12 protein-coding genes are annotated in these 17143 nt (G+C 55.9%); 2 read left to right on the forward strand and 10 right to left on the reverse strand.

What is annotated here, in order from left to right; all coding sequences use genetic code 11:
• Positions 1-212 precede the first annotated feature (212 nt).
• The gene (gene putP, locus G506_RS0114420) at positions 213-1649 is read right to left on the reverse strand and encodes a sodium/proline symporter PutP (protein ID WP_035387377.1); all 1437 of its coding nucleotides are present in this window, start codon (positions 1647-1649) and stop codon (positions 213-215) included.
• A 169-nt stretch (positions 1650-1818) separates the two neighbouring features.
• Here putP and G506_RS0114430 point away from each other — a divergent pair, with 169 nt between their 5' ends.
• Both G506_RS0114430 and G506_RS20505 read left to right on the forward strand, forming a co-directional pair.
• Positions 1819-2271, forward strand: coding sequence for a GNAT family N-acetyltransferase (locus G506_RS0114430; protein ID WP_028117478.1), 453 nt, complete (start codon positions 1819-1821; stop codon positions 2269-2271).
• A gap of 175 nt (positions 2272-2446) precedes the next feature.
• Complete coding sequence (locus G506_RS20505; protein WP_169628115.1) at positions 2447-8221, forward strand: LamG-like jellyroll fold domain-containing protein; 5775 nt, start codon at positions 2447-2449, stop codon at positions 8219-8221.
• Positions 8222-8436: 215 nt separating this feature from the next.
• Here the strand turns inward: G506_RS20505 and G506_RS0114440 are convergent, their stop codons facing one another.
• The 9 genes from G506_RS0114440 to G506_RS0114480 all read right to left on the reverse strand — a co-directional run bounded on the left by G506_RS0114440 (position 8437) and on the right by G506_RS0114480 (position 17099).
• Positions 8437-9135, reverse strand: a complete 699-nt coding sequence (locus tag G506_RS0114440) for a DUF3379 family protein (RefSeq protein WP_028117479.1) — start codon at positions 9133-9135, stop codon at positions 8437-8439.
• Positions 9128-9691, reverse strand: a complete 564-nt coding sequence (locus tag G506_RS0114445; RefSeq protein WP_028117480.1) for a sigma-70 family RNA polymerase sigma factor — start codon at positions 9689-9691, stop codon at positions 9128-9130. Before G506_RS0114445 ends, G506_RS0114440 begins: the two co-directional genes overlap by 8 nt.
• A gap of 98 nt (positions 9692-9789) precedes the next feature.
• Positions 9790-11415, reverse strand: coding sequence for a BatD family protein (locus G506_RS19865; RefSeq protein WP_051202168.1), 1626 nt, complete (start codon positions 11413-11415; stop codon positions 9790-9792).
• Complete coding sequence (locus G506_RS0114455; RefSeq protein WP_028117481.1) at positions 11412-13376, reverse strand: vWA domain-containing protein; 1965 nt, start codon at positions 13374-13376, stop codon at positions 11412-11414. The genes G506_RS19865 and G506_RS0114455 overlap by 4 nt, the downstream gene beginning before the upstream one ends.
• A complete protein-coding gene (locus tag G506_RS0114460; RefSeq protein WP_028117482.1) occupies positions 13369-14337 on the reverse strand; it encodes a VWA domain-containing protein in 969 nt (322 codons plus the stop codon). Before G506_RS0114460 ends, G506_RS0114455 begins: the two co-directional genes overlap by 8 nt.
• Positions 14330-14806: a DUF4381 domain-containing protein gene (locus tag G506_RS20510; RefSeq protein WP_051202169.1), complete on the reverse strand. Its 477-nt coding sequence runs from the start codon at positions 14804-14806 to the stop codon at positions 14330-14332. The genes G506_RS0114460 and G506_RS20510 overlap by 8 nt, the downstream gene beginning before the upstream one ends.
• A gap of 27 nt (positions 14807-14833) precedes the next feature.
• Positions 14834-15772: a DUF58 domain-containing protein gene (locus tag G506_RS0114470; protein ID WP_028117483.1), complete on the reverse strand. Its 939-nt coding sequence runs from the start codon at positions 15770-15772 to the stop codon at positions 14834-14836.
• Entirely contained in the window at positions 15773-16729 is a 957-nt protein-coding gene (locus G506_RS0114475) for an AAA family ATPase (RefSeq protein ID WP_028117484.1), read from the reverse strand.
• A gap of 28 nt (positions 16730-16757) precedes the next feature.
• The gene (locus tag G506_RS0114480) at positions 16758-17099 is read right to left on the reverse strand and encodes a hypothetical protein (RefSeq protein WP_028117485.1); all 342 of its coding nucleotides are present in this window, start codon (positions 17097-17099) and stop codon (positions 16758-16760) included.
• Positions 17100-17143 lie beyond the last annotated feature (44 nt).

Consider the following 17143-nt stretch of genomic DNA (forward strand, 5'->3'; position numbering starts at 1 on the left):
GTTTCTGCGGCGGATAGTAGCAAGCGATTAAAGACCCACATGTCCGACCAGCGTGATTGTGCATCCTAACATCGATCTAGATCATGTTTTAACGCAAGTTTGTTGTGATTTTGTTGGTTGTCGGCAGGATTTATAAACAAAAACGGAGGCGATTTTGCCTCCGTTAACTTGATGAGTTGTCTAGAGTTTTTGCTCTAGCTTGAGTTTGAAAGTTAGAGCTTTTGCTCAAACTTAAGGTGCTGGTCGACGATGGTTTGCTCGGCTGGTAACAATTTGCTAACCACTACCCCGGCAACGGTGGCGAAGACGAAACCCGGCAACAGTTCATAGATGTCGAATACCCCGCCAGATAGCGGTTTCCAAACCAATACCGTGATAGCACCGACCACCATGGTGGCGATGGCGCCGACGCGGCTGTAGTGACGCCAATACAGCGACAACAAGATCACTGGACCAAAGGCGGCGCCAAACCCAGCCCACGCGTAACTTACCAGCGACAATACCGACGATTTAGGATCCATGGCGATTACCGTTGCCAGCAGCGCTACTGCCAGTACGGTAATGCGGCCAACCATGATCCGCTCCTGCTCGCCCGCCTGTGGTCGCACCCATTTACGGTAGAAATCTTCGGTCACCACCGATGAGCACACCAGCAGCTGTGAATCGATGGTGCTCATGATCGCCGACAGAATCGCTGCGATCAGAATGCCCGCAACCAGAGGGTTAAACAGCACCTTGGTGATCTGAATAAATACGGTTTCGGGGTTATCCAGGGGCGTGTCGGCAAACACTAGGGCGCCGGCAAGACCGGTTGCCAGTGCGCCCATCAGCGCCAGTACCATCCAGCTCATGGCGATTCGGCGTGAGGTGACCAGCGCTTCGCTGCTGCCAATCGCCATAAAGCGCGACAAGATATGTGGTTGACCGAAGTAACCAAGGCCCCAAGCCAGCAGCGACACCAATGACAGCGCCGTCATCGATTCCGGCCACATAGAGGTCATGTTGGCAGGCAACTCTTCGATATGCAGATCGGTACCAACCCATACCATGACCGGTACCAGCAGCAGTGCTAACAGCATCAGCATACCTTGAAAGAAATCGGTCCAGCTGACGGCTAAGAAGCCGCCGACAAAGGTGTAGGAGACAATAATGGCGGAACCGACCCACAGCGCTGTTTGGTAATCGAGGCCAAATACTTGTTCAAATAAAATGGCGCCACCGACCATGCCGCTGGAGGTATAGAAGGTGAAGAACAGCAAGGTGGTGCTGGCGGCCAGTAAGCGCAGCAGGCCGCTGTCGGCAAAACGGTGCTCGAAGAAATCTGGCATCGTCAGGGAGTCGTTGGTGAACTCGGTGTAGATCCGCAGTCGCTTGGCGACCAGCAGCCAGTTAAGGCCGGCGCCCAGAACTAAGCCGATGCCGATCCACGCTTCCGATAGGCCAGAAAGGTAGACCGCGCCGGGTAACCCCAACAGTAGCCAGCCTGACATATCGGAAGCACCTACGGACAGGGCGGTGACGGCGGGGCCCATTTTGCGGCCGCCAAGAATGTAATCGGAAGTGGTCGCTGTGGCGCGATAAGCGATGGCGCCGATCGCCAGCAAGGCGATCAAATAAGCGAAAAAGGTCAACAGTGTTGAAGTTGGCATGCGGTTTATTACCCGTTTTTAGTTGTTCTTTAAACTGAAAGGTCAAACTTACTGATGTTAATGATTTCAGTTGCTTGCGCAAATAAAATGGCAACTTTTAGTTTGCAGATGGCAGCGTCAGTGGCAACATTTGTCGCCAACAATGATTACCTTTAATGGGTTAAAACCGATGTCCCAAGCTGCTATCCAATGGCGTTGGCTGAGCTTCAACGAGCTGAGCGTGCGCGAGCTTTACCAATTGCTGCAACTGCGTGAACAGGTGTTTCAGATTGAGCAAAATAGCCTGTATGTCGATATCGACGGTCAGGATCAACAAGCGCTGCACCTGTTGCTAAGCGATGGCGATACGCTGTTGGGCTATCTGCGGCTGTTGCAACCAGCGCCAGAGCTTCTCAAGTTAGGGCGAATCGTGTTGGCACCGGCGGCCCGGGGGCAAAAACTGGGTAAGCCGATGATTCAAGAGGGGATCGCCAAAGCAAAGCAGTTGGCAAACCATGGCACCGTTAAGATCTCGGCGCAGCTGACATTGAATGATTACTACCAAAGTCTAGGGTTTACGGTGATCTCAAGCCCCTACGACGACGGCGGGGTATTACATCAGGATATGCAGTTGAAACTGTGAGTTTTTGTCTTGTGTGGTGGGCAAGCTCAGACCGCCGCTCAACTGATTGCAACGTGCTAACGTCCCCTCAAGATCATAATCCTTTGCCATAATTCACAATCTAAACCGACGAAGGAACTGCAGCTTTACGTCAAGGACTAGACACCATTCTGCTTCAGGTTAGATGAGGGGAGTTATGTTCTGTCTTTGCCGTAGGCTGTCAGTAGCGCTGCTGTGGTTGTTGGCTGTAGGGGCGGTCGACGCCGCCAATTTTGCCAACCCGAATTTCACCGAAACCGCCATCAGTCGCCCCGACGGCGGCGGTTGGCAGGGATTGGTCGCCATCCAATTTAGTCCCGACGGCTCGCGGATCTATGCCCTAGAGCGTGAGGGCAAGATATGGGTTATCGATCAAAACCAACCGTTAGCGACACCGCTGCTGGATATCTCCGATGAGGTGTTTACCTTGCGCGATCACGGCATGCTTGGATTTGCGCTTGATCCAGACTTTGCCGCTAACGGTTACCTGTATCTTTATTATGTGGTTGACCGCCACCACCTAGAGCATTGCCAGGAGCCCACCTCTGGCAGCGGTGCTGCGATTTGCGATGCGCAGTACGATGTCGATTTCTCCACCAATCAAACCAGCGCCACCATTGGCCGGATCACCCGCTATCAACTGCAGTTAGCGCCTGGGCAAACCGATTACCATCGCGCCGAGGCGACCAATTATGATTCACGGTTGGTACTGCTTGGCCGTGATATGACCGACGGCGCACCGGTGCTGCATGACTCGCACGGGGTTGGCTCGCTGCTGTTTGGTACCGACGGCAGTTTATTGGCATCGATGGGCGATGGCGCCAGTTTCTCTTCGGTTGATGTTGGCAGTGCCAGTGAAACCGCTTATCAACGCGGCTTAGCTGACGGCATCATTCGCTTTGATGAAAACGTCGGTGCCTATCGGGCGCAGATGATCAATTCGCTCTCTGGCAAGGTTTTGCGGCTTAATCCGCAAACCGGCGAAGGCTACCCCAGCAACCCGTTCTACCACGCCAGTTATCCACGTTCGCCGCAATCGCGGGTGTGGGCGTTGGGGCTGCGAAACCCATTTCGGATGACCATCAAACCGGGTACTGGCAGTCACAATAGCGCCGATGGCAACCCTGGGGTGCTGCTGCTTGGTGATGTTGGTTATTTTGATTGGGAAGAGCTGTTGGTTATCGACCGGCCGGCGCTTAATTTTGGCTGGCCAGTGTATGAAGGGATGGATTTTGAACATCGCTACTACGCTCGATCGCCAGTGGATACCTTAACCAGTGCCCAATTGGGTTGCGAAGTGCTGTTTCGTGAGCTGATCGCTCAGCAGCAGTTTGGCTCATGGTCATTGACCAATCCCTGCGGGGGGCTGCCGTTATCAGGGTTGCCGGCGTTTGAGCATCGGCGGCCAACGCTAACGTGGTTTGATGGCGAACTTGGCGCTTTTACGCCGCACTTTCAAGATGGCAGCGCGATATCGGTGAAGATCGGCGATGCCATTCCCGGCACCGCGACAGTGCCGGTCAGTGGCACCCCATTTCGGGGCAACTCCTCCACCGGCGGCATTTGGTATCAAACCGGCAATTACCCAGAAAGTTACTTCGATAGCTACTTCCATGGCGATTTTGGCGCCCAGTGGATCCGCCATTTGCGGTTTGATGAACAGTATCGAGTCACCGAGGTTAATGAGTTTGCCGACGATGCCGGTGGGGTGGTGTTTATTGGCTCGCATCCACAATCGGGGGATCTGTATTACATCAGTTGGGCCAGCTTTCTCTATCACGTTGAATATGCTCCCGGTGGCAACCGACCACCGCAAGCGCAGATCGCCGCCGACAAGCAATTTGGGGCGTCGCCACTGACGGTCAATTTCAGTTCGGCGCAGTCGAGCGATCCAGAGCAGCAAGCGTTGCAATCCCAGTGGCAGTTTGGCGATGGCAGTGAGGCCAATGGCACCCAAGTTAGCCATCAGTTCGTCGCCGATAGCAGTGCCCCGCAGCAATTTGAAGTCAGCTTGACGGTAACCGATAGCGGCAATCCCAGCCAAAGCGACCGCGCTACTATGGTGGTTAGCGTCAACAACACGCCGCCGCAGGTAAGTATTACCTCGCCGCTGAACAACAGCCTGTATCCGCTAGTTGGTGACAGTATCTATCCGTTAACGGCGGCCATCAGTGATAACGAACACAGTGCTAGCCAACTGAGCTGTCAGTGGCAACTGAGCTTGGTGCATAACGATCATCAACACGACGATCCACCACTGACCGATTGCGATGCCGAAGTGGTGGTCGCCCCGATTGGTTGCGATGGCGATCAATACCACTACGCGGTGACTCTGACAGTGACCGATGGTGCCGGTTTAGCCACCAGTGCGGTATCGCGAATGTATCCTGACTGCAGTGGTGATAACGGTGTGCCGGTGGCGCGCCCCGATAGCTATAACCTGCAACTTGGCCAAGCCGATATCTTTTTAGAGGTGATCAGCAACGATGATTTTGCCGCTGATATGCAGCTGGAATTGTTATCGCAACCAAGCCATGGGCTGCTGTCGGCAGCCAGCGACAATCTTGGTTTTGTCTACAGCTCGGTTGGCAATCAAGCGCTGACTGATCGCTTTAGCTATCGTCTGGTTAACTCGCAGGGGCTGCGCTCGGCACCGGCGGAGGTAACCATCAACCTTGCTAATTTGGGTGACTGGCCGCAACTGGCGGATGTGCAGATCTGGCCCAACGATGGCCAACCGGTGGAGTACGGCAGCACTTTATCGTTACAGAATCCCAATCCATCAGCGCTGATCCGCTTTAGCGGCGATGGCAGTGAGCCGACCCCTGCCAGCACCGATTTTCGCGATCCCACCTTTTTGTTTGAATCGCAGTTGATCCAAGCGCGCGCCTATCTGGACGGCTATCTGCCGAGCAACATCGCCAGTCAATATATTGAAGTGAGGCCGCAGCCGATGCCACTACCGACCGCAGGACTAATCGGTTACTGGCCGTTGAACGAGGGCAGTGGCAACCGCGCGGTCGATTACTCTGGCAGTGGCTTTGATGGCGTTATCAGCGGTGCCAGTTGGAGCAGCGGTTGGGATGGGGCGGCGCTGCGTTTTGATGGCAGTAATGATCTGGTTCGAGTCGATCATCGCGCAGCCTTAAGCTTTGCTGCTGATGAGGATTTCAGCATCAGTGTTTGGGTCAACCCCGATGCCGACAGTGGCTGGCGCGGCTTGGTGACCAAATCGCGGGATCAACGGCCGTGGTATGGGCTGTGGATCGATCCCGACGATGACTGGGTTTTTGGCGGCAACAGCAACTTAGCGACGCCGCAATCCATACAGGCCAACCGATGGCAGCATCTGGTGGCGGTACAGCACGGCGCGCTGAACCGACGCGATGTTTATCTAGATGGGGTATTGGTCGCCACGGGCGCCGGTCAGCCTGCCAGCGGCAGCGGCGATCTGTTGTTTGCTGGCACCGATGCGGTTAGCGAGTATTTTGCTGGCAGTTTGGATGAGATCCGCCTCTATCGGCGGGCACTCAGTGCCGATGAGGTTGCAACCTTAGCCACCATTGCTCCTGGCGGTGAACAGCCGCAGTTGCTGGTGGCCAACGATGACAGCGCCACGGTGTTGGTTGGCGAAGCGGTCGATATCGCGGTGCTGGCTAACGACAGTGCCGATGCCGGATTGGCACTGGATTCAGTCGAGATTGTGACCGCACCGATGGTCGGCAACATCGAACTTATCAATAGCGACAGCGGCACTGTGGTTTATCGCCATTTGGGTGACAGCGCCACGGTCGATAGCTTTAGCTATCGCGTTCAAGATGGCAATGGTCAATGGTCGCAACCGGCGACGGTAACGATAACCGTGCAGGCGGTAACCTCGGTGCCCACGTTGGAGCAAGGGTTACTTGGCTACTGGTCATTTGAAGGCAACGATCCGGGCTTTGTGCAGGATTTCAGTGGCAATCAGCGCAGTGGTCGAATTGATGGCGCCCAGCGAATTGGCGGTCGTTTCGGTCAAGGGTTGCAGTTTGATGGTGTAGATGATCAGGTAGTGGTGGCGCACGACAGTGGCTTGGCCTTTGCGCGGCGCGACAGCTACACCTTGTCAGTTTGGGTGGAGGCGAGCCTTAGTCAAAGTGGCTGGCGCGGATTGGTGAATAAGTCCCGCGATGATAGCCCTTGGTATGGGCTGTGGATCTCCGCCCGTGATCGCTGGACCTATGGCGGTGGCAATTTGGAGGCGGTGGCTATCAGCAGCGGTTGGCATCATCTGTTGATCACTCAAGACGGTGAGGCTGGCAGTCGTCGTTTCTACATTGATGGCGAACTGGTGCGCCGTGGCGATGCGCGAACCAGTGATGGCAGTGGCGATCTGTTATTTGGGGCGGCGGCATCGGTGGCGGAGTTCTTCCAAGGCAAGTTGGATGAAGTGCGTTTGTATGACCGCGCCTTTAGCGATGACGAAGCCAGCGCCTTGTATCAATACGATCCCAACAGTGCCCCGGTGGAAGCGGTGGTTGCTGCCGATGACAGTGCCAGTGTCGCGTATCTTGGCTTGATTGATATTGCGGTATTTGACAATGACAGTGCCGACAGCGGTATCGATCCGTTTAGCTTTGAGCTAATCGAAGCGCCGCAAAGCGGCGAGGTGTACTTTGATGTCGACAGCGGCTTGGCCCGTTATGTTCATCAACACGCGGCGCCGAGTGACAGTTTCCGTTATCGCTTTAGCAGTGAAAATGGCCAGCAGAGTAATGTCGCCACTGTCACGGTAGCGATTGCGCAAGGGCCACCGACCATCAGCGTTAGTGCGCCGCAAACCACGCTGTCGACCGAGCAGTCGCTGCTTATCAATTGGCAGTTAGGTGGCGATCAATCGTTATTTAACCATCTGCATATCAGTGTTAACGATGGCCCCCACATCACTTTGCATCAATACGATGCTGGCCAGTACAGTTTGCCGCCTCAGACCGTAGGCAGCTACCAAGTGCGAGTTTGGTTGGTGGATCAAAACCATCAAGCCATCGGCGGCGATGGCAGTGAAGACAGCATCACCTTCACGGTGGTGCCACTGCCACAAACACCCTCGATTTTGCCGGCCGGTGGCAGTTTTGCAGAGCCGGTGACAGTCACACTGCAAAGTGCTGATCCGGTGCCGCTGTACTACAGCTTGGATGGTTCATTGCCGACCACCACCAGTCAGCGCTATCAGGGGGCGTTTGATCTAACCGAGTCGACGACGCTGAAAGCGGTTGCGATCAACAGTGATGGGGTCGTCAGTGCGGTGGCAGAAGCTGACTTTGTGATCACCAGCAGCGAGCCGCAGGAGCCCGATTTGGTTGGCTATTGGCCGCTGGATAACATCGCCGCCGGCAGTATCGTCGAGGATCGTTCCGGCAACGGTTTGGATGGGGTGAATATCGATGGCGTTGTGGTGCAAGGGCAAGTCAACGGAGCGCTCTATTTTGATGGCAACCAAGCACGGGTAGAGATCCCACATGATCCGGCGCTAGCGTTTGAGTTCTTTGACAGCTTTACCCTGTCGGTGTGGGTTAAGTTGGATGGCGAAGCGGATGGTTGGACCGCCATCGTCAATAAATCCCGTAATGAGCGACCATTCTATGGTTTGTGGATTGCGCCATGGAATCGTTGGAAGTTTGGCGGCGCCGGCCGCGACAGCGATGGCCCACGGGTTGCCGACGATGGCCAGTGGCATCATCTGGTGATCAAGCAATCGATGGGGCTTCGCAGCTTGTATGTCGATGGTGAGTCCAAAATAATTGGAATGGCCGCCGATGGCGATGGTTCTGGACCGATGTGGTTTGCCGGTGCGCCCAGCGTCAGCGAAGCCTTTAAAGGCTATCTGGATGAGGTTCGTCTGTATCGCCGCGCCCTTAGTGATGAAGAGATCCAAGCATTAGGGCAACCTTAACGATAGCTTGCAGCGATTAGTTGTTGGTGAATAGTCATCAGTAATCAGTTGTTAGTGAACAGTCATTAGTTGTCAGTCATTAGCTAAAAGCTAAGAACTAAGAGTAAAAAACGGTGGCTGTTTGCAGCCACCGTTTTTATGTTTCCATCGACTATCGACTATCGACTATCGACTATCGACTATCGACTATCGACTATCGACTATCGACTATCGACTTACAGAAATTGCATGTTGTCGGTCAGTTGCTGCATTACCGGTTGCAGTTCGGCTTCGCCCTCGGCTACCAGTGCCAAATGCAGGTTGTGGGTGTCCAGCCCCATGCCATGGTAGCGGTCGTTATCAAACTGCTTTGGCAGGGTGTTGCCATCTTGGCTTGGGATCACAAACAGGGTGATCTGGCCATGTTCGGTATCCATCACTACATGCAGGCTGCGGACCCCGTCAAAGTCGCAATAGTTGGCGTAACGGACGCTGCCTGGCAGCGCGGTTAAGGTTCCACCTAGCGGCTGCATCTTATGGTTAAGGCTGGCTAAAGTGACCTGTTCATCGACGTTGGCAATAAAGCTGGCCTCATGATCCATGTGCGCCAAAGCGTGCAAGCCCAGATCCTGCGGTTGATTGTTAAATACGGTAAAACTTAAGCCGACGGCGAAGGCGACCGAGGCTGCTGCGGCCAGTTGCCAGCGATGGCGACGGCGGCTTTGTTGATGAACCGCCAAGTTTTGTCGTAATAACAGCCGTTCGGCTAAATCTTCTGGTACTGCTATATCAAGGGCACGGTCGATGCTCGCGTCCAGTTGCCGCACCTCTTGCACAAACTGCTGTCGCTGGGGGCTGTTGTTTGAGTCGCTGTTGGCGATCTGATCATCGTGTGGATCAGCCAGCAAACGACGGCGAAATTCTAAATCATCCATTGCGTTGTTCACTCATACTCTGGCTGTCATCAAGGGCATCCCGCAGCTGATTGCGGGCACGGAAAAGACGAGTCATCACGGTGTTACGATTCAGTTCTAAGATGGTGGCAATCTCATCCCCAGAGAAGCCGTACATCACCTGCAATATCAGCGGTTCGCGATATTCTGGTGCCAGCTTAGCGATCTGTACCCGCACCAAGTGCTGTTCGGTATTTTGCGCCGGACCATGACTGCTGTCGGCCACCGGCACATCATCGATGTCGGTCAGATCAAACTGCTTACGCTCAAAGCGGCGGGCGTTTTCCCGCCGTAAAATGGTGATCAGCCACGCTTTGGCGGCTTTCTCATCTTTGAGCGAGTCCAGCGATTTCCACGCCCGCAAAAAGGTCTCTTGCACCAGATCTTCCGCTACCGGTTTGTCATGCACCAACCAGTAGGCGTAGCGGTAAAGATCCCCATGCAGCGCCCGTACTAGCGCCTCGTAACGTCGTTGTTTACTTATCATGTCTACATTGACCGAGGTCGCTGCAGATTTCTTTCCAAACCCAGCAAACATTTTTGATTCCTACCTTGGATGAGAGTGCGCTGCTAATCCTGCTTGGTTACCAGCCGCAGCGCCTCTGATGATGCCAGTTTACCACTGTGTGATTGGTGTCACAGTGGATTTAGTGCCGCCAGTGCCGCCGCTTGTGGTTGTTGCCAACGACACTGGCCAAGCAATTGCGCCAGAGTTGCGCCCTGCCAAGCACCGCGCTGCTGGCCGAAGCACTGCTGCTGCAGTTGATCTATTTCAGCGCTGAGCTGCGGCTGCAACTGCTTTAATTGCGCTAAATCGATGACTTGGCCGTGCTGTTCGCTGGCCCAGCGTGGCAGCAGGTTTAGCACGGTGCTGGCATCGTTTTGCTGGCAGGCATTGAGCAGTTGCGACAACAGGGCAGAGCGGTCACTCATCGGCTTTGGGGCGGCAATGTCAACGCGGCTGGAAGGCTTGCCGCGTCGCCAGCCCCAGTAAAGTGTCAGTAGCCACAGCAGGGCGAACAGCGCGGTCAGTCCTTGCCACAGTCGCGGCGCAGCGGTTGGTTCGGCGCTAACCACCGTAACCGCTGGCGCAAGTGGGGCGGCGGCACTGCTGCTGGGAGCAACTTCGATGGTTTGCGCTGGCAATGTCGCCCACTCCTGCTGATTGGTACGCACATTCCACCATGGCACGCTGATCTCAGGGATGGTTAGCGTACCGGCATGCTGTGGCACCAAGGCTACCGATTGAATCAGCCGCGCGACTAGTTGTCCGGCCTGTGTACCGCCTTCACGCTGCGGTTTGTCGGGGTAGGCGCGAAAATCTCCCAGCTGTTTTAGCGCCAGATCCGGCAACGATTCGGCGGTGGTGCCGACCGCCGTCAGACGCATATTCAAGGTGATTGGCTGGCCTACTTCAAACTGCTGATTGGCGAACTCTTCCGCTTGTAAGGTCACCAGATCAGCCGCCAGCCATTGGCCTTGGTAACTGTCGGGCTGGGGTTTGACCGTCAGCACAATCGGATCGCTGGCAACGGCCACGGTGCGCAGGCGGGCGCCATTAAAGAAGCTGTTGCCGCCCTGCATTCGCAGATCACCTTCAAAGTTGACGCTGCCAAGGTCAATTTGGCCACTGCGCTGCGGTTGCAACGCATATTGGCGAACGATCACCTGCATCCGTCGGCCATCAATCACTTCGGTAGTCGACTGATCTTGGCCAAGTTGCTGAATATCAACATCGGGGTGTTGTGGCGGGTTGAGGCTGCCGCGCTGCAGATCCGCTGCCAACAGCAACTTGACCGTCAACACCGCCGGTTGCCCGAGCCACAGTTGCTGATTGTTGAGCTCGATCTGCAGTTGTGCTGGTTGGATCTGCCCCGCTTGTTGCGGCTCAGCAACCGCTTGTAAGGCGATCGGTTGGCTGCGAATGCCGTCCAGTTCCAGCGCTGGAATGGTGAGTTGCCCTGCACGTTTGGGTAACAGGGTGATGTTCCAAACGGTTTGGGTGGTGCGATCAAAGTTTATGATCTGGGTGCTGCGGCTGACATTGGTGCGATAGACGCTAAAGTCTCGCTCCAGTACGGTCAGATCCGGCTGGCCATCAACGTTGGCGTCGGCCACCAATTGCAGTTGAAATGATTGACCGAGGATCACTGGATTTTGATCGACACTGGCCTGCAGTTGGCTGAACGGCCAACTCGGCGCGCTCACTATCAGCAGCAGTAGGGCGGCCGCGTGGCGGACTGAATTAAAGGTGAAACTCACCACGATGTTTGCTCCCGAGTCGCTTCGCCCTGATGGCGGCGACGTTCATATTCCAATTGCATCTTATTGCGCAGCAGTAGGCTCGGATCGTCCATTACCTGTTGCAGTTGCTGATTAAGTTGTTGCATCCGTTCATCGGCCTCGCCATCCCCGGCAGGCAGGGCGGCGTTGGCCTCGGCCTGATCAGTCGGCCGATCGGTAGGCTCTGGCTCACTTGGTGATGGCAGTGCTTCGCTTGGCGACAGACTCGCTTCTTTATCATCCGCTTTGCTGGCTTGCTCTGGCTGAGGCTGTTGCGATGACGGCTGATCTTGAGCTTCAGCGGCGGCTGACGGCGGCTGAGGTTCATCTGCTGCTGGCGGCGCTTGCGGATAGGCCTGAGCGGCACCGTTTTGCTGGCTGTCGCTAGCGGATTGCGGTGACGATTGGGATTGCTGTTGATCCTGCGGTGGTGACGATTCAGACCCGTCATTGCCATCAGATTGCCGCTCCGAAGAATCGCCTTGCTGCTGTTGTTGCTGACCAGATTGACCATCGCCTTGTTGATCCTGCGATTGCTGATCTTGCTGGTTTTGATCCTGTTGGCTCTGATCCGGCTGTTGTTGCTCCGGTTGCTCAGGTGGCAACTGTTCTAGCAGCTGTTTGTTGGCGGCGGCACCGACGTGATCCGGCTGTTGTTCAAGCACTTGGTTATAGCGCTCCAGCGCCTGCTCTATCTGACCCAGTTTGGCTAAGGCATTACCTTGGTTGTAAAGGGCATCGACGCCCTCTAACTGGTTAAAACCTGTCAGTGCTTGTTGGTAGTTACCGGCGCGGTAGTGGGCAGCAGCTTGCCAAGCGGGATCGATAAAGGTGGTGGCAGCATTGGCAAAATCCCCTTGCTCAAACAGCGCTTGGCCCTGTTGGTCGGCGGTTTGCCATGGCGATGCTTCGGTGGTGGGGCTAACCATCAGCAGCGGCAATAACAATGGCACCATCGCCAGCAGGGCATGGCGGCGCAGAGTGATTGCCAACAGCGGCGCTAACAGCAGTAACAGATAGCCGCCGCGATCAAGCCACAGCGCTTGCTGTTGTTCGCTTGCTGTTCCCTCGCTATCCAGCGCTAGCGTTTGCTTAAGCGTCGCGAGATCGCTACCGTCGGCCTGATAGGGGATCAACTTGCCATTGCCAGCGGTCGCCAGTTGCGCCAGCGCCGCGTAGTCCGTGCGCGCTAACGCTACGCTGCCATCCAAAGCGCGGATAAGCTCACCATCTGGGGTTTGCATCGGTGCGCCAACGTCGCTACCAAGCGCCAAGATGGTCAGTTGCCAAGGCATCTGCTTAAGGGCGTTGATGCTGGGGTTGTGATATTCCGGCAACACCCCGTCGGTGATCAGGATGATCTCGCCTTGTTGGTGACCAGCATCCCGCAGCAGTTGGTCAGCCTGTGCCAGCGCTTTAGGCAAATTGGAGCCTTTGACCGGCATCAGCAGCGGCGACAAGGTCGGCAGCATATTGGCGATGCTGCTGCGATCGGTCGATAGCGGTGACAGCACAAAGGCATCGCCGGCGTAGGCGATCAGCCCCATCTCTCCTTCGTCTAATTCACTAAGCAGATCCTGTGCTTTGAAGCGCGCATGAGTCAGCCGATTGGGGCTGAGATCGGTAGCCCACATCGAATCAGACAGGTCGAGCAGCAGCACTTTGCCTTGCTGTAGTTGAAACAGCGGTACCGGTTGTTTGTCCCAACTGGGGCCAGCAAGGGCGATGGCACCGATGGCTAGCACTGACAGCGGCCACCATAGCAAGGATTGCTGGCGTAGTCCTTGCGGCAGATGCAGCATCGCCGCTTGCAGGTGAGTGGGGATTAACTCATTCCAAACGCGGCCCTGCTGCCGGCGGCGAGTTAATAGCCAATACAGCGCTGGCAGCAGCAATAAAATCAGCAGCGCCCATGGCCGTAGTAAGTGAAAGTCAGTCATGACGCCTCCGCAGCAGTAGCAGGGTTAATAGCAGCAGCGCGGGAGCCAGCAGGTAGGGGTAAAGTTCGGTTTGCGGACGCCATTTTGACTCGTCTCTAGCAACCGGTTCTAACTGGTCAATCAATTGATAGATCTGCTCTAGCTCGTCGGTGCTGCGGGCGCGGAAGTAGCGCCCACCGGTGGATTCACTTAGTTCCGTAAACAGCGCTTCGGCGCGATCCAAGTCTTGCGATGGGTTAACGGTGCGACTGCCAAACAGGCGCCGCTGCACCACTTCGCTGGCACCAACGCCGATGGTATACAGCTTAACTCCGGCCTGTTTGGCCAACTGCACCGCTTGTTCTGGGGTGTATTGGCCAGCGGTATTTTGGCCATCGGTCAGCAGAATTAACACGCGGCTGCTTTCATCTAATGCGGCGAGGCGTTTGGTGCCAAGGGCGATGGCGTTGCCGATGGCGGTTTGGGTGCCGACTAACTCCAACACGGCTTCGGCTAAAAAGCGCTGTACGGTGTGGTGATCAAAGGTTAGCGGCGCTTGCACATAGGCGTTATCGGCAAACAGAATTAGCCCTAAGCGGTCGCCATCACGGCGTTCGATAAAGTCGTTGACGACCGAACGAACCATGGTAAAGCGGTTAACCTGTTCGCCGTTAAGCTGCATGTCGTCCATCTCCATCGAGCCGGACAGATCCAACGCCAACATCAGATCGCGACCTTCACGTTTTAGGGCGACAGGTTCGCCAAGCCACAATGGCCGGGCGGCGGCGATCACCACCAGCAGCCACAGCAGCAGCGCCAACAGCCGCCAAATCGGTTTGGGGGTTGGTGCGCTGCCATAGGCGAGCGAGGCACCATAGGCTTTAGGCAGTTTCAAGGCGGCATTGGCAACGGCGGCACGGCGCGGTAACAACCACGGCAACGGCAGCAGTAATAGCAACCACGGCCAACTTAAACTAAGCATGGTTAGCCTCCGTCTTGGCGTGATTGATGGTGACTTTGCCACGGGCGATGGCGGCGATCACCTTAGTGGCGGCCTGTTGCAATGCGCCGCCGCCATGGGTTGGTGTCGGCGCGTAGGGATCGCCAAGCAGCGTCTGCCAATCAGCCGCGTGATATTGCTGCAGTTGTTGCTGCCACTGGCTACCATGCAAGGCGGCACTTTGCTGGCGCAGGCCGTAGGCGTTGAGGGTGCGCTTTAGCAAACTGCTGACCTGCTGGCCATAGTCGCGGTGATTGCTGTCTAAGCTGGCTAGCTCTGCCAGCGCCAACTTGGCCATCGCCCAGCGAGCTTGGCGGCGGCGCCAAAGCAGCACGGCGGCGATCAGCAGCAGTACTAGGGTAACTAGCAGTAACCACCAGCCCCACGCCAGTGGCCAGTTGGAGACCGGCGCTGGCAGGGTGATGTCGTGTAAATTTTGTAATGGGTCCATCTATCTATTATCTGCAGCCACAGTTATCTACAGCCAAAGTTGTTGCCACTGCTGTTGCAATGGTCGTGCGGCGCTGATTTCAGTCAGTGGCAGTTGCTGCTGTTGCCCCAGTTGCTGCGCCCGTTGCTGTGCATGCTGCCAGCGGTTAGCCAGTTGCGCGCCACTGCCGCGATCCAGCCACAAGCTGTGACTGCCGGTCCAAATTGGCAGCGAGCCCTGATGACTGGCAAGACGCTGAAACAGCGGATCGCTGATGCAAAACAGTCGCACCTGGGCGTGCTTTTGCAACTGACGGATCTGCTCCATCGCCGCGTCGGCAAAGCCCAATGGATTGGCGATAATCACCACCTGCGAACCGCTGCGAGCCAAGCGTCGCAGCCGCTCTAGTGCCGCCAGCCAGTAGTCGTCATCGCCTTGCTGGGATAACTCGCTGAGTTGCTCCGGCTGCTGCAATTCGACCATCGCTTCTAACAATGGCAACAACCCGGCGCGGCGAGCCTTGGGTTTCAGTTCGCGGTGCTCAAGCTCGCTGGCGATAATCCCGCCTAAGCGATCGCCTTGCTGGCACACATGCCAGCCGAGGGTGGCGGCCAGATGCGCCGCTTGCACGCTTTGCAGCAGTAACTGCGAGCCCAGTTGCATCCGCGCCCCCAGATCGACGCACAGCAGTAGCGGCTGCTCGCGTTCATCGCGAAACAGTTTGGTGTGGGCTTTGCCGCTGCGGGCGGTGACCCGCCAATCGATGGTGCGTACGTCATCGCCATATTGATAGGGGCGCACTTCGGCGAACTCCATACCACGGCCTTTAAGCCGTGATAACCGTTCGCCTGCCAGCAAGGCGCGGGCGTTGCCGCTGTGGTGGCTGCGTACCAACACTTGATGCTCGGCACGGGCGATCAGCTCTTGCAAACACAAGTGAACTCCGTCGCCATGGCGCGGCAGTGTTAATGACTCTGGTTGGGTCATTTACGGCACCGCCACCAACTGCAGTAGGCGCTGGATCACTTGATCTTTGTCGATCCCTTCGGCTTCCGCTTGGTAGCTGAGCAAAATCCGATGACGCAGTACGTTAGGGGCGACCGCTTGCACATCCTCGGGTGAGACATAATCGCGACCATGGATCCAAGCGCGAGCGCGGGCGCAGCGCTCCAGAGCGATGCTAGCCCGTGGGCTTACCCCCCATTGCAGCCATTGGCCCAGTTGCTCATCCAGTTGTGCTGGGCGGCGAGTGGCCATCACCAACGCTACGATGTATTGCTCTAGCTGCGGCGCCATATACAGTTTCAGCGCTTGTTCGCGGGCGCTGAACAGCTCCGCTTCGGTCAGCGGTTGCGGCTGTGCTAATTCGCTGTGCAACGCTTCATTGCGCGACAGCGCCAAGATCTGCAGCTCGGTTTCGGCATCGGGGTAATCAAGGGAGAGGTGCAGTAAGAAGCGGTCCAGTTGAGCCTCTGGCAGCGGGTAGGTGCCTTCGTTCTCAATCGGGTTTTGAGTGGCCATCACCAAAAACAGCTTGGGCAGTTGATAGCTGCGTTTACCAACGGTGATCTGGCCTTCCGCCATCGCTTCCAGCAGCGCCGATTGCACCTTGGCGGGGGCGCGGTTGATCTCATCCGCCAGAATCAGGTTGTGAAACAGCGGCCCGGTTTGGAATTCAAATTGGCCAGTCTCTTGGCGGAAAATGTCGGTACCGGTGAGATCCGCGGGTAGCAGATCCGGGGTAAATTGAATGCGGTGAAAATCCCCTTCGATGCAGTCAGCAAGGGCTTTAACTGCACGGGTCTTGGCCAGTCCCGGAGGGCCTTCTACCAGCAGGTGGCCGTCGGCGAATAGGGCGATTAACAGCCCTTCGACTAAGTTAGGCTGACCAAGCACCATTTGTTGTAGATATTGTTGGATCTGGCTAAGTCGTTGCGCTTGCATTAAAAATCCCAAAATTTTTTAGTTGAACTTACTGAAAATACTGCAGAATCCGTTCGCTGAGCAAGTATGGGGCGGTGCCCAAAAATGGGATCAGTGACGCCAGTACAACTTTGCTTGCTTTGGCACCAATGCGATTCTGATACAGGCTGAAAAACAAGCCGTAAGCGAAGATCAGCGGATGCAGCAGTAAGGTCAGACTGCTGTAGTAACGAAAAAGTGCCCAAGGCAGCGCGGTAAATGTGGTGGGCAGTGAGAAATCGACATAGTGAAAGCCCATCATCCAAAACAACATCTGTACCGCCAGTGGCAGATACAGTATGGCAATCCAAACGGTGAGTGGCCGGCGACTGTGATCTTCAAATTCCTTCATGCTGTTGTGGATCTCCCTATTTCCTTTTCTATCCGTTTGTTGCA

The sequence above is a fragment of the Ferrimonas senticii DSM 18821 genome (genome assembly GCF_000422665.1).
Classification (GTDB): domain Bacteria; phylum Pseudomonadota; class Gammaproteobacteria; order Enterobacterales; family Shewanellaceae; genus Ferrimonas; species Ferrimonas senticii.

Bases quoted from the DNA above. Each gene is read 5' to 3' on its own strand.
- putP (WP_035387377.1), bottom strand. From the start codon at position 1,649: ATGCCAACTTCAACACTGTTGACCTTTTTCGCTTATTTGATCGCCTTG.
- G506_RS0114430 (WP_028117478.1), top strand. From the start codon at position 1,819: ATGTCCCAAGCTGCTATCCAATGGCGTTGGCTGAGCTTCAACGAGCTG.
- G506_RS20505 (WP_169628115.1), top strand. From the start codon at position 2,447: ATGTTCTGTCTTTGCCGTAGGCTGTCAGTAGCGCTGCTGTGGTTGTTG.
- G506_RS0114440 (WP_028117479.1), bottom strand. From the start codon at position 9,135: ATGGATGATTTAGAATTTCGCCGTCGTTTGCTGGCTGATCCACACGAT.
- G506_RS0114445 (WP_028117480.1), bottom strand. From the start codon at position 9,691: ATGTTTGCTGGGTTTGGAAAGAAATCTGCAGCGACCTCGGTCAATGTA.
- G506_RS0114455 (WP_028117481.1), bottom strand. From the start codon at position 13,376: ATGACTGACTTTCACTTACTACGGCCATGGGCGCTGCTGATTTTATTG.
- G506_RS0114460 (WP_028117482.1), bottom strand. From the start codon at position 14,337: ATGCTTAGTTTAAGTTGGCCGTGGTTGCTATTACTGCTGCCGTTGCCG.
- G506_RS20510 (WP_051202169.1), bottom strand. From the start codon at position 14,806: ATGGACCCATTACAAAATTTACACGACATCACCCTGCCAGCGCCGGTC.
- G506_RS0114470 (WP_028117483.1), bottom strand. From the start codon at position 15,772: ATGACCCAACCAGAGTCATTAACACTGCCGCGCCATGGCGACGGAGTT.
- G506_RS0114475 (WP_028117484.1), bottom strand. From the start codon at position 16,729: ATGCAAGCGCAACGACTTAGCCAGATCCAACAATATCTACAACAAATG.
- G506_RS0114480 (WP_028117485.1), bottom strand. From the start codon at position 17,099: ATGAAGGAATTTGAAGATCACAGTCGCCGGCCACTCACCGTTTGGATT.